General features: G+C 58.9%; 14 protein-coding genes. 7 read left to right on the forward strand and 7 right to left on the reverse strand.

Annotated features, from left to right (window positions below; translation table 11 throughout):
* The first annotated feature begins 515 nt into the window (after window positions 1-515).
* Window positions 516-1253, forward strand: coding sequence for a metallophosphoesterase (locus tag AB7M16_RS11820; RefSeq protein WP_439364415.1), 738 nt, complete (start codon window positions 516-518; stop codon window positions 1251-1253).
* Between the two features lie 66 nt (window positions 1254-1319).
* On the opposite strand, the gene AB7M16_RS11825 is transcribed toward AB7M16_RS11820, so the two are convergent.
* The gene (locus tag AB7M16_RS11825) at window positions 1320-1598 is read right to left on the reverse strand and encodes a hypothetical protein (RefSeq protein ID WP_439401347.1); all 279 of its coding nucleotides are present in this window, start codon (window positions 1596-1598) and stop codon (window positions 1320-1322) included.
* Window positions 1599-2217: 619 nt separating this feature from the next.
* Here AB7M16_RS11825 and AB7M16_RS11830 point away from each other — a divergent pair.
* The 3 genes from AB7M16_RS11830 to AB7M16_RS11840 all read left to right on the forward strand — a co-directional run bounded on the left by AB7M16_RS11830 (window position 2218) and on the right by AB7M16_RS11840 (window position 5729).
* Entirely contained in the window at window positions 2218-2481 is a 264-nt protein-coding gene (locus tag AB7M16_RS11830) for a hypothetical protein (RefSeq protein ID WP_172785796.1), read from the forward strand.
* 651 nt (window positions 2482-3132) lie between these two features.
* Window positions 3133-4071, forward strand: coding sequence for a hypothetical protein (locus tag AB7M16_RS11835; protein WP_453943982.1), 939 nt, complete (start codon window positions 3133-3135; stop codon window positions 4069-4071).
* Between the two features lie 1502 nt (window positions 4072-5573).
* Window positions 5574-5729, forward strand: a complete 156-nt coding sequence (locus tag AB7M16_RS11840) for a hypothetical protein (protein ID WP_172785795.1) — start codon at window positions 5574-5576, stop codon at window positions 5727-5729.
* A 36-nt stretch (window positions 5730-5765) separates the two neighbouring features.
* On the opposite strand, the gene AB7M16_RS11845 is transcribed toward AB7M16_RS11840, so the two are convergent.
* Window positions 5766-5921: a hypothetical protein gene (locus AB7M16_RS11845; RefSeq protein ID WP_453943983.1), complete on the reverse strand. Its 156-nt coding sequence runs from the start codon at window positions 5919-5921 to the stop codon at window positions 5766-5768.
* Between the two features lie 2929 nt (window positions 5922-8850).
* On the opposite strand from AB7M16_RS11845, the gene AB7M16_RS11850 reads away from it, so the two are divergent.
* Entirely contained in the window at window positions 8851-9093 is a 243-nt protein-coding gene (locus AB7M16_RS11850; RefSeq protein WP_453943984.1) for a hypothetical protein, read from the forward strand.
* Between the two features lie 56 nt (window positions 9094-9149).
* Here the strand turns inward: AB7M16_RS11850 and AB7M16_RS11855 are convergent, their stop codons facing one another.
* The 5 genes from AB7M16_RS11855 to AB7M16_RS11875 form a co-directional block, all read right to left on the reverse strand.
* A complete protein-coding gene (locus tag AB7M16_RS11855; RefSeq protein WP_453943985.1) occupies window positions 9150-9902 on the reverse strand; it encodes a Crp/Fnr family transcriptional regulator in 753 nt (250 codons plus the stop codon).
* Between the two features lie 489 nt (window positions 9903-10391).
* Window positions 10392-10688: a hypothetical protein gene (locus tag AB7M16_RS11860; protein ID WP_453943986.1), complete on the reverse strand. Its 297-nt coding sequence runs from the start codon at window positions 10686-10688 to the stop codon at window positions 10392-10394.
* An 85-nt stretch (window positions 10689-10773) separates the two neighbouring features.
* The gene (locus AB7M16_RS11865) at window positions 10774-10968 is read right to left on the reverse strand and encodes a tyrosine-type recombinase/integrase (RefSeq protein WP_453943987.1); all 195 of its coding nucleotides are present in this window, start codon (window positions 10966-10968) and stop codon (window positions 10774-10776) included.
* Entirely contained in the window at window positions 10956-11168 is a 213-nt protein-coding gene (locus tag AB7M16_RS11870; protein ID WP_453943988.1) for a GcrA family cell cycle regulator, read from the reverse strand. Before AB7M16_RS11870 ends, AB7M16_RS11865 begins: the two co-directional genes overlap by 13 nt.
* A gap of 47 nt (window positions 11169-11215) precedes the next feature.
* Entirely contained in the window at window positions 11216-11464 is a 249-nt protein-coding gene (locus tag AB7M16_RS11875; protein WP_453943989.1) for a PilZ domain-containing protein, read from the reverse strand.
* A gap of 29 nt (window positions 11465-11493) precedes the next feature.
* On the opposite strand from AB7M16_RS11875, the gene AB7M16_RS11880 reads away from it, so the two are divergent.
* Window positions 11494-11673 carry a hypothetical protein gene (locus AB7M16_RS11880; RefSeq protein WP_453943990.1) on the forward strand — a complete coding sequence of 60 codons (180 nt, stop codon included), beginning with the start codon at window positions 11494-11496 and terminating at the stop codon, window positions 11671-11673.
* A gap of 838 nt (window positions 11674-12511) precedes the next feature.
* Window positions 12512-12688, forward strand: a complete 177-nt coding sequence (locus AB7M16_RS11885; protein WP_453943991.1) for a hypothetical protein — start codon at window positions 12512-12514, stop codon at window positions 12686-12688.
* Window positions 12689-12798 lie beyond the last annotated feature (110 nt).

Genomic DNA, 12798 nt, shown 5'->3' on the forward strand with positions numbered 1-12798 from the left:
GTGGCGCTGCACGCAAAACTTTTGCGGCGCACGAACGATGCGTCGCGTTGAGATGCGTCGCGAAATTCGACGCGCTGAAAATGTCGTCACAGTGCTGACATATGAGCGAACGGACTGCCCTATTTTGAATCAAGTTCCACATCGGACGCGACGCAATCGTTGCACGAACCGCTCTTCGCTCAACTTTGAGGCGCTGCTTTGCTGCCGCTGAACGCAACATCGGATCACTTGCGAGAATTTCCTGAGATTTCTATCTGCGGGTGTACGCGAGAATCTGCCACGAGTCATGCAGACTTGCCGCACGCTTCAAGGCAGCGATGCAATTCCTACGGACCTCTCTCGTTCCTGACACCATCAAAAACAACTCGGCAAAAAATGCCGTGCCCTTCTTTTGGCGTGATCGGGACGGACAACAGGTTGCGCCCCCATGGAACTCGCCTTGTTCGCGTTGGATGGACGCTCTCCGGTGCCGGCGACTTGGGGATGTTTTTCCGACCACCCGATCGATGAGCGCCATGAAATCTTTCGCGCGATCCCAGCCGTCGCTTCCCAAACCGCAATTGCCGGACGGCGTTCGCATCTATGCGATCTCGGATATTCACGGCTGCGCGCATTTGCTCGAGCCCATGCTGCGGGTGATCGACGCCGACGTTGCGCGCAGCCGGCCGCGCTATGCTATCGAAGTCTTCATGGGCGATTACATCGATCGCGGCCCGGATACGCGTTCCACCCTCGACATCCTGGTCGAGCGGAGTCGCCGGGGAAATGCGGTCTTCCTCAAGGGCAACCACGAGGCCTTTCTGGTGAGGGTGTTCGAAGACCCTTCACTGTTCGAGGACTGGATTGCCTTCGGCGGCACCCAGACATTGATGTCCTACGGGCTTGCTCCGCCCGATCTCAAGCGCGACGAGCCGGCATCGATCCTGCGCGACTTGATTCGCGCGATGCCGACCGAGCATCTGGAATTTCTGGACAATCTGCGGTTGAGCTTCAGTTGCGGAGACTTCTTTTTCGTCCACGCCGGCGTACGTCCGGGCGTCCCGTTGGCCGAGCAGACCGAGCGCGATCTGCTCTGGATTCGCGAGGAATTCCTGCGCAGCGAGGAGCAGTTCGGCAAATATATCGTCCACGGTCATACGCCGGTCCGCAGCGCCGAATTGCTGGCCAACCGCGCCAATATCGACACCGGCGCCTATGCAACCGGCAACCTCACCCTGATGAGCATCCAGGGCAGCCGCATGCTCGCGGTGTGATGAGTTTCAGCCTCCTGCCCCCCACGCGCGAGGGGGTCTCAAGGATGGAATGGACGCTCGCGGTTTCTAGTTGAGCAGCGGCGACTGCGCCGGCCGCACACGCGTCTGGGCCATCCAGTCATTCCAGGCGCGTTCGTGCTTGACGTAGAGCTCCACCCAACGTTCGCCATGCCTGGCCTCGCGGACGCGCGCCGCCTCGCCGAGCATGTCGGCACCGGCACGGGTGTCCGGCTTGTCCAGCGCCTCGAACTCGATCGTTTCCGATATCGTGAGACCAACGAGCACGCGCTGTCCGGCGCCGTCCACGATATAGCGTCGCGGCGCATCGTTCTTGGGCTCACTCATGTCTTCATGTCCCATCGGTTCGGTGTGACGCTGGATGCAGCCGTGTCATGGGACGATGCCTAGAAGGCTCGCCGGGCATGGCCGAACGTAGAGGTCGGAGCGGGCCGCGACGCCCGGCGCGAGGCGCCGCTGGATGAGTTCACAGCTCTTCGTTCGACGCGCCACGCGCGCAACGCGTATCCGAAAATGAGGCCAGCGCCGAAAATGAAAGCCGAGACAAACGTAGAAGTCATGGGAGCGTCCTGGATCGTGCGCCTCCTATGAAGAGTGAGCAGTGTGTCGACATCATGGTTCAAGAGGATTCACGGGCGCCGAAAAAATGTTCAAGGTTCGGCCTGCTTTGCATGCATGCCGCGCGCGTGCCAAAGCGGCCGACCTCTGCCCGATCTCGTCTCGGCCGGTGGTGATCATCGAACACTCTATATATGGCGACCACAATCCTAAGAGACGTTCTCGCAGCCGATGCATCCAGGCCCGTCGCGGTCGAGCCGACGCGCGCCGGCGAGACCATGCGCCCCTGCAACTGGAAATTCGGCGTCAGCCGGTGAGCCCATACCCTTGCAACCATCCGGAACCCGTCGCATTATCGCACATCGCATTTCATGAGGGATTCAATCCAATGAACTTCCGCGCCGTTGTTTCGTCCATTGCCCTGTCGGCTCTCGGCCTCACCCTGGCGACATCCGTCACCTCAGCCGCCGAGCTCGCGCTTGCCCGGTCACACCGGGCGGCCGCCGTCCAAGGCGGACTTGTGTTCTGGGACGACGTCTACCCGCCGGCAATCTACGGCCCGCAGCTGCGCCCCGTGGAGGAAGTCGCGGCCATGAAGGCGCAGGCGCGGCCGGTGTCGCAGCGCTGGTGGGGATATTGGTACGTGCGGTAAGGCAGCCGGAGCAACAGGCTAGCAACCCAACCCTCCTCAATCATCAACCGCCGCGCCGAGCAAACGGTCGCGGCGGTTTTTGTTTGGGGCGGCGCCATCTAGTCCCGACGGCTACTGGCGCATGCTTGCAACAGTCCGATGGGGCACTTCGGTGCCTAAACGGCTCCGCAAATCACCTCAACTCGATCTTCTCACGAGCACCGGGCACCCCACCAGCCGGAGCTGATCACGCTCGTCTGTCTCAGATTGTTCGGGGCGCGGAAAGGCCCCGCCGACGTTCAATTCCCTGGGAACAGGGAATATTACAGGGAAAGCGCAGCGCAATCGCCACCGCCGCAACGTAAGAAACGACAGAAACGCCTTCGAATCCAAGCGTGTCACGGTGGTCGGGGGCCAACACCGAACAGGGAATTTTTGCTGAAGATCAGGGAGCGGGCGGCGTCCGAACAGGGAACGGTCGCAAGCGTCCATTGCTTCCGCACTTTTCCTGTGGTTCGGCAAGCACGATCCGTTCTCGCTGTGATTTGCAGATGAGGAGAACGGTCATCGCCCGCTCTGCTTTCATGGTGCAGAACGCGGCTGATCGATCCGTAGCAGCGGCCGCTCTGGACGCGTCCAAGACGACGATTCAGCGAGACGGACAAACGCCGGATGGTCAAGCTGGCCAAGACGGAGCGAGTACGGGCTGCGACAACCCCGCTGCTGGCATTGCCGCGTTCTGCGACGGTGGAAGCCAGAGCGGGCGATGACCTTGCAGGCGGCACGCGGTCGCGATTTCTAGCGGCTTGGCTTCATGCCGCATCTCGCCTAGGTTCGTTTCAAGGCGAAACCGCCTCGGCCGGCGCCCTTCCTTCGATAGGGTTTATCCGGCCGCGACGTCGTTCGGCCGATCCACTTGCTTCTTCGAGCCGCCGCACTATGCGCCTTCAATACCTCAGCTTCGATGCTTGGCTGGAGCACGCATTTGGACGCGAGGTTCGCTTTCAGCAAGCACCTTGGTACTTCGATCCCGAGCATGATTGGTGGGATCCGCCGGCGCTTGAAGCCGTGTCTTATCTCACTCGACTGTTTGAAGACCCGGAGCCAGCGTTACAGGGATTTTCCGACAGCCAAATCGCGCAGGGCCTAACCTACCTTGTGAATACCAACGCCGCCGGCGATCGCCGGTGGCTCTGTTCAACTGACGTTCCGGTCGAAGGTCGTGTTCGCTGCGTCCGGTCTGTCGCTGCTCTATTTGCCAAATTGTTCGAGCCTCGTTGCGAGCCTCGCCTGTCTCACCTCAGCCAAGCCGCGAGCAAAGCACTCAACGGTGTTTGCTATATGTGGTGGGATGCGTTTCCGAGCTTGGCTCTTGCCGACGATCCCGACCTGCCAACGCTCCACGATTGTGCGCTGCAAACCATGGACCGCATCCTTCAGCTTGAATCGATCGCCTGTCAGGAAAGTGCTCTCCACGGCCTTGGACACTGGCACCGCGACTACAGCAATAAGGTCAGCCACATCATCGATCGCTTCTGCGAGGTGCATTCCGGGATCGACCCGCGCCTGTCGGCCTATGCCCAATCGGCTCGGTGCGGATGCGTCCTGTGATCCGCGGGCGGCGGGGCGCCATGGTTGCGTCCCGCCCCGGCGTTGAGTGCATCATCGCGACCTCAGAAAGAGGCGCCGCATAGCCCAAAATTGGGCCTGCGTACTCATGATCGACTTGCCGGCTGATGTCCCGCTCAAGCTCCAACAGCAGTCGAAGTGTGGGCAATCTCCCGAGCGCGAGCACTGGTCGAAGGATAAGGGCCTAGAAATCCGAGATGGTCAAACGCCGACGTTGGCATGAAGTCACAATTGAGCGACCTCTAGTTTACGAGCTTGCGATTGCTGGCAATCCTATCTTCGTTTGCAGCGAGCAGATCATAATCGTCTGCAAGTCTAAGGTAGATCCCACGCAGCCCCTCATCTGACTTACATAACGCTATGGTTCGGTACTCCTCGGCCACGTGCCGATGCCGGGCGGCTTCCGCCATGTAATCCATGCCCATCGCAAGCTCCCAACCGACCATCCCTCGCGGACCGAGGAGACCGTTGCGATAGATCAATTGAGCAGGCCCCATCATCGGCCGGCGTGTATGGGCCGGACATTGGCTCGAGCTGCAGTGTGCGGCTGCTAGAAGGAAAAGGCTTGCTTCCGGAGTAGACCACATCGGCCCCAGCCTGGAGGTTTTTCCGGATCGAAAAACGGAGCTGGGACCGAGAGGTCTGCCGCTGTCTGGTCGGCAAACACAGCTTCATCCCAAGAAATCGTCCACTTGGGATTCAACTTTGTGAATCCGATCCATGGAATACTCCAGCCCGTGGGGGAACGAGCTGGCAACAGGTCGTGCGAAGGACGTCACGCAAGACCGACAGTCGAACTGAGAGCAGGCACGATCGCACCTAGCCGCCCGCCGTGCGGTCGCAAGCGATGTGTGGCTAGCGCTTCCTGCCAGTCGGCTTGCCTCGGTGGGGGCGCTTCTTCGGCTTGGACCTTGTTGGTCTTTCGCTCTGTTCAGCCGCGAGAACTCGAGCTCGGATTTCCTCCAATTCAACCAGTGCAGAAACGATGCTCTGAAGACGTTCGCGAATTGCAGCAGCAGGAATCACCGCTCGACCGCGGGTGCTCATGGACGCCCCCAACTTGTTCTTCTTTGGGGCCGCCGTTGGCACCCGCTCGGAGTCTTCCTTTTTCGGCGAACCTAGTCGTTAACAAATTTAAACGACGACTACCGCGTCCCAGCCAGCTCGAGTTGTTCCCGGAGGGAACACTGCAGCATCCTGCCAACCGCGTATTCTCGATACCTGCGACCCCAGCGCATCCAAGATCCAAAAGCTGCATCGTTGCCTCACTGGAAGAGGCTGCATCCGGAGCACGTGCGGTACTTATGATAGATCAATGAACAACCAGGCCGCTAGCCGCCCGGCGATCGATCGGGAGCTTTAGGTGCACGTGCGGCGCATTCACGGCCGCGTGTACGAAGCCATTTGAGGCGTCCAACGAAGCGAAGCTGAAACAATGCAGTCCGATGCTGTGGTGATCGCAACGCCTGTTGAGGGAGGGTCAAATGCGTAGCCTGATTTTCGGTGCGACCCTCCTGGCGCTGGCGACCATCGGGTGTTCCACGTTTATTTCGGCTGCCCTGTCCGCGGCATGGGATGCAAAAGCGGCAACGTTCTCCGAACGATTCGCGCCGGCAATGAAGGTTCCCTCAAGCAGCTAGTCCCACCAGCGTGAACCGGCGAGCGGATTGCGAGCCTTAATGGCGGGATTTGTCTTCTCGCTTGAGAAGCTCCAGACGTCGCTCTAGCTCTTCCTTCTTCGCCAAAAGTCTCTTGGCCAGAATATCATTGACGAGGGTGTGAAGTTGCCAGAGCTCTTCAAGAGCCATGCTCTCGAAAGGCTTCCGTTCCATGACTGCCCCGACTCACATATCGCCAAGGCTAGCGCGAAACAAGAACTAGAGCCACTCCCGGGGGATATAGCGAAAGTGGTGCCGACCTGCTTTATTGCGCCAGAACTTTCGCAAGCCTCAGCGAGCTTTAAGTAGCTGTCGCGGGCCACCTAGCCTTCATGATCTCGGCGAGTACCCGGCACTCTTCGGCCGATCTCTGAGCCGTTTAGCATGCGCAGCATGATCCATTCGGCAATGCTAGCACTCAGCCCTACATCCTTGTGTCGCAAACGACACACAAGAGCACTTCCATGGGGGCCGATCTCCGACCTTAATCGGTATAAGCGCGTGGTCGCTCGGTTTCTGCAGTCTCGTTTGAGGCCAAGCAACGTCGCGCCCGTTCGATCTGTGCGTCAGTAGCACCATGATTGCGTGCGTACATCTCGGCCACTGGTGCCGAATATTTCCCGACGTAATATCTGACCTCGCTGCACGAGATGCGCCCCGTCGGCCTGTGGTGACGCGAAGCGAAGGCTTCGGACCCCAGCGGGATCAGCAACAACGCAACAATAGCCCCGGCCCGTACGATCATTCCCGCCACCCCATCTATTGTCTGGTTCGTTGGCAGAGAGCAGGCCTGAATCGCGCACGCGACGCAAATTAACAGTCGTGCACCGATCCAAAAAGCTGTGCGACTGTTGCTCCAATGCTTCGGTGCTGCGCGCGTACCGGATAGTGAGGTCGCGGTCGAGCGATCTGGCGCGAGCTTTCCAGAAAGCGGAAGTGGCAAGTTCGGTCATCGCACTGAACGGCTACGAGCTCGCAATAGCTATCTCCGCCGAAGCACTCCCCTTCTACGGCGGGCTTTGGGGATACGGCTGGTCCTCGCAATCGTTCTCGCCTGAGCGGCTCGTAGGCGACGCCGGAGAGTCTGCAGTTCTCGAAACAGTGCGAGCAGTCCCTCGACCCGCTCGCCCAGAATAGTCGAACAATTGTAAACCCGACCTCGATTACTCATTACTGCCCAAACCATGATCGTTGAAAGCAATAGGCGGTCGACAACGGGAAAATATGCAATCCAGGTACGAACATACACCCCATAAATGACGGCGGTATTAACCCTTAAATGACGACCGTATTAAAATGGGGCCATGAAAAGGTCCCTACACCGTTGTCACAGCGCATTCCTTTCGCTTGTCTTTCGGGTCGTTTTCGTTCTGCAAGTTCGGCCTGTTCGGCAAAGCTACAGGCTTGGTACCGCAGCATTCACGCGCACCACTCTCAGGCTGGTGTCGCGCGACGGCTGCTAACAGGGATGACGCTCGTATCGCTTGGGTAGCCCTTCGATCCACGGCTCTCGTACTATTGCTGAGTGCGCCGGCTGTTAAGGGTTGGTTTAGCTGCCGGCGCGATCATGGCGACCGCAAGGGACCCGAGCATGCAATTGCACCATGCGAATACCTTGGACAGGATCGTGACCGTCGCCAATCACGGCAATGGCGCGGTCGCGGCACGGCCCGTCACTTTCGACCAATCGGATTTCTCGACCTCTACGCGAGATGAGGTCCTGGCGTTATTGGCACCAAGCGGTCCCTCAAAACCCACCATTTGGCTCGTCGTGGTCGCTTTGGCTGGGGGCTTCGGATTGGGCTGGGTTGGTGCTTGGTATGGTCCTGCAGCTCTCTCCGCTCTCAGCCCGACTGCTCAGGGAGAAACGGCTTCACGCCGCATGCCGGACACAAAGTCAGGCGGTAAGGGCGAAAGCGCCCGAAAGATTGCGTCAGCGTCGGCCTCGCGAACAGCGCCTGCTTTAGCGCAACCCTCCACGGTGTTCGCGAGCGTTGCTGCGAAGCCTCTGGCCAAAACCTCGAGCGGGGCGCAATCCGCGGAAACTTCGAACCCATCTTCTTCGGCTGTCGGCGCGGACGCGTCTGTGACTGGCTCGCTGGCGCCTGCGGGGCCGCTCCTGTCGGCCGCCGAGACAAGACCAACGACCATTGCAGGTTGGGCCGTGCTGGACGTTCGCGGGGGAACGGCGGTGCTCGAAGGGCCCGACGGAATTCGGATGGCCGCACGCGGTGACGTGGTCCCTGGCATAGGGCGAATTGACTCTATCGTGCGCTGGGGGAATCGCTGGATAGTTGCCACAGCCAACGGATTGATCTCGACGCCCTAATCTGGACAGGCCAGCTCGGGCGAGCTTGGCCATCACGCCCGTGCTCGCACCTCCCGTAGAATGTCCGTACTCCGAACTTTACGCCAAAGCGATTGGCAAGCAGCTAGGAGGTTGCGAGCAGCCGATGCGGTATGCAGGTTGCGTCGAGAACGCTGTCGGCAAACGTTGGCTCGGAAATGGCCGGGGCGCCGGATTTAGGCAAGTAGCGGTTGACACCCGGAAAAGCGAAAGCATAGCGGCTAGGTGGTAGTGATGCCGGGGTCCGCGCCCGAATTAGATCAGTCCTTTTTTCGTGACCCGCAAGCTACGGACGTAATACCCTTGTCGCTGAACCGTTGACCTAATCTCCTCGCTTACTTTGAGAATTCTTGTTCTGCTCTTGCGCCACCTATTTGTAGAACAAGCGCCTGGTATTGGGGAGCCTGTGCCTAGAACGAGCACGTCACGCTTGCCATTGCGATAAACATCAAACATTTTTCGTCCCCGCGATTATATCAAAGCGAAATATGTTTTCGTCATTCCGGTCGACGAGCTTACTAGCCTGCACGGCAGCGCGGGTTGCAAATATGCAACGCTTCGCGACGCATCTTCATCAAGCTGATCAATGTGCCGTTCCTGCAGCAGAGCGGGACCGGCGAGCAGTTCCACACCGCAGTCGCGCTGGCACAGGAGCGAGGCTGGCTAGAGCTGCATGAGAGCGGCACCTATGCACGGCTGCCGGGGCAAACAGAAACGTTAGGTTAGGTGAGTACGTGTGAATTCAGCAATTGAACTGTGGTCTGGTTTGCGTTTACGTCCGGTCGCGAAAACGTACTTTCGTTCTCGGTCATGCTCCTTGTTGGCCTCTGCGATACGGTCCTGGCTCAACAAGAGGCTGTTGAAGTCGGCAGCGCGATGGCCGAGCAGCTCAAGCCCTACAGGGAATGCCTAAAGGCCGAAGTCGCCAAAGCCACGTTCAGGAAGCTTGCGCAGGTCCCCCATCTTTCAATCCTGACCAAGCTGCCGATGGTGCATTGAAGAGTTGCCCGCTCGACGAGCCGCCAAATGCTAGTGTTCTGTGCCAAACATTCGATTCATCCCAACGGGGAATAGTGCAGTTGCGAAAGATTCGGCGAGCCCAGCTCCTCCTCATCCATTCGTTTGATCCGCTGGCGCATCACGCCGTAACACTCGCAAGCGACGTTTTCGAGTTGCGCCCGGTGGACCTCCAACGCGCCGCGCCGCTCCGATATGATGCATCCGATTGCCCGAAGTTTGCGCATCGTTAGAGACACGGTCGTTCGCCGCACCCCAAGAAGTTTTGCGAGCGCCTCTTGGGTCAATCTGATCTCGCCGTTGGCAACACGGTCGTGAATCTCAAGCAACCATCGGGCCATACGGCATTCCACCGGGTGCACCGCGTTGCATGCAGCCACATTCTGAAGCTGCAACAATTGAGTGCGGAGATGGAGGCGCAGAACACGCTTGATGGCGCCGCTTTGCTCATAGGCTTGTTGCAGCCGTGGTACAGGAATCTGGAGCGCAGCTCCGGCCACATAGGCCGTTGCTGTGACTGGCGAGTGCGAAGGACTTAGAATAGAGAGAGCTCCGACCGCTCCTTCCGAGCCCATGAGAGTGGAAGCAACAATGTGTCCGTCCGACATCTCAACCAGGAACGCCAAGACCCCACTAAGCGGAAAATAGACTTGTTTGAGCTCATCTCCGGTTCGCACGAGTACAGCATCGGATTCGAACGCTATCTTCTGAACGTGAGGCTCAAGCAGGTTGAGATCCGCTTGGGGCAAAGCCGCCAAAAGCCGATTCTCAGGGCCGGTCTGGAGCGCCATTGCGGATCTCCCTTCGAGCACGCCGAAGCACCCGAAGCGTCAACCCGGCGTTCGGGGGGCCTGTTCCAAATTTTCCCGATATACCCCAGCGCGATATAGTCCGGCCAAGACGTCACGCCCATTGCGCCCCCAGACCGGCGCCTTCGATTGCGTCCGGCCACGCGGCGATAACAGGGACACTCGCGTCCCGCCTAAACAGGCCGCAGCCCGGTCCATAAGCCAAAGCCAAGCGACCATGAAAAGCGCCCCGCCCGGATGCGGCTGTCCACGTAAGAGGCGGGATGAACGGCTGGCAGATCGCCCGGCTAGCCCGAGAGATCGATCCGACGCTGTCTTTCGTCTACATGACAGGCACAGCGGCCGAGCTATTGATATTCTAGGGGGAGTCACGCTCTCGGCAGTACTCGAGCCTGCAACCGGCGGAGTAGAAACGTTTTAGACGCGGAGCCAATCATGGCTTAGCTCCTTGGTGTTGCGTGGGCGTTGCGCTTACGTGCGAGTGAAGATCACGCGATCGGACTGCAAGCGAAAATCGCAGCTGTGCTCGGCGCACGCCGTGAATTCCGAAAGAGCGAGTATGCCTGCGCTGTCCCATTCATCGAAGACAACATCGCTGGTTGAGTAGAGTTGGGCCGCTTCGCTCTTGCTAATCCATCCGCTCGCGCCTACGGGTAGGCTTTTAAGAGCCGCAGATAATGCACCTTCGGAGCTGGCATCAAGATGCAACGGCCAGGAGCGGGCGATTAACTTGTTTTGCCCAAACAGAGACTTAAACCAATCCAACATCAAATTAGCTCCCGAGCAATCGGGCCTAAAGTGCTTCGGCGGCGCGTTGATCCGCGTCAGCCTCTGAAAGAAGTGCCCGTAGACGTCAAATTGTAACCTTGATCGAGCTATGCCCCATCAGGCACTGGATCTGCTTCGGGTTGTGGCCGTTTTCGATCCAGAGGGAAGCACAGGCATGGCGCAACGCATGCCGTGTCATCCTGCCACAACCGTCTGCGGTGCACCAGCGTCGTCCAGCACCGGCTTGGCGGCCTGACTCGGGCTTGACTAACCGGCCCATTGCGGGAAAACACGCCCGCTGGTGCGGCTTACGCGACCTTCCTGTTTACGAAAGCGCTGCAATCGACCGTAGACCGCCAAACGAGTGCGGCCTAACTGCCGACCGATCTCGGTTGCAGTCATACCGCTTTGGATGAGCGCACGGAGATTCGCCTCTTCCTCGGGCGACCACGGACGTATTTCCAGTCTATTGTTGGACATCGCCAACCATCCCAGCGATAGCACAGATCGTCCCTGCTCACGCAGGGTTACCAGAGTTCCTCGAACGCGACGCCGATAAGATTGCCACTCGACCAGATCAATCGGCAACTTCGAATGCTGCGATCTCTTTCAAGCATCAGTTTGAATGTGGAGTTCATGTATTGCTTCGACGGAAGCTCGATGGCTGCGCCATGATCCGACATGTTGACCACGCGGCAACGCAAACTGGCGCCGTCGCCGAACACGTAGGCGACCTCGTCCACCTCGATGCGCTCAAGCCTTCGACGCTCGATCATTCTAGGCTGCCCGTTCTATGCTGCCCGCAATGAACGCATTCATCCAATGTGCACCGCGTCTGGAGCAGTCGCAGTTGTCGCGCGATCTGCCTTGCCAAGTTCGATCGTTCCTTGGCGAGACTGCTTCTTTCCTCAACCATGTCGTGTCCGTCACGTTCAAGCACCTCGATCAAGATGGCTTGGTTTTCAATGCTGAGTTGCTTGGCTGAGATGTCTCGCGAGAGACTTGTCAATTCATCTTCACAATGTGAGGTCATGGGCAATCCCACGGCGGGCCTGTCGGCGAGTAAAGCGACATCCTACCTCGCCGGCCCTGCGAAAACGTTACACTCGAGCCATTCGGCTCGGTGCCGGCAAGCGGGACCAGACACCGGCTCCGTACCAGGCACATCCCGTTACCTCAGCACGGCGACGGCACCGTTATGCCGGCGCTGCGCATGTTGGTCTCGACTGCCGTGCCGGTCTTGCGGGCCAAGTTCGGGAAACTGAAACGATCCCAAGCTCGCTCATCTTGAAACGGGCGCCGACAACAAACCTGTCAGTCTGCTGAGCGATCATGGGCTAACCCGAGCCCGTCTCATTGTGAACCGACAAGACGTTTCTGTGGGGGGCGTTGGCCTCGTGTTTGCTGTGCACGAATTGAACGCCGACGTGAGACCCATCCACCTAAGTCAGTCCGCAGCGACGCGGCCAGTCCGACCGTTTTGGACCGAAGCTATATATCTCTCTCGTCGAACGATGGACCGACGGCGAAGCTTCCGATTTTTTCAGGTCGCGCCCACCATGACAGCACCAAGCCAAAGCAATGGACTGAGCAGAACGTCCGACGATTGGTCCGCCTGGGCCGAAAGGGAATTGACGCATCGAACATCACTGCCGTTCTGGGCTCCGTGCGGCGGATGGCGCGAACAATGGGAATCTGGTGAAGAAGTAGGGCCCTCCGGGCGCAGTGGACTCTCCGTAACTTTACGGAGTGCGCATGCAAGATGTTCAGCGTCTACTTTGCCATCGATTTTGTGACCAACTCATCTTTTTGGACAATACCGCATGAGCGTCAAAGCCCTAATGGCGACGATCCTTCAGAACGAACTCGCATCGCGCGGCGTGCATACATTGGCGCCCTCTGATTATGAGGCGATCGTTGAGCAACTCCTCGAGCAGCTCAACGAGCTAGAGCTTAATTTGGCTGCTCGCGAATTGGCCGGCAAGCAATCGCAAGAGTAGCCTTGCCGCAGCGCATTTCAGAAGTAGCCAACTGCGCGGCCTCGATCGCAGGTCTTCGCGTGCCCTTCAGAATGAGCCTGGATCTATAAACCGAACCCGCGGCCGATCCC

This window comes from Bradyrhizobium sp. USDA 372 (assembly GCF_053629095.1).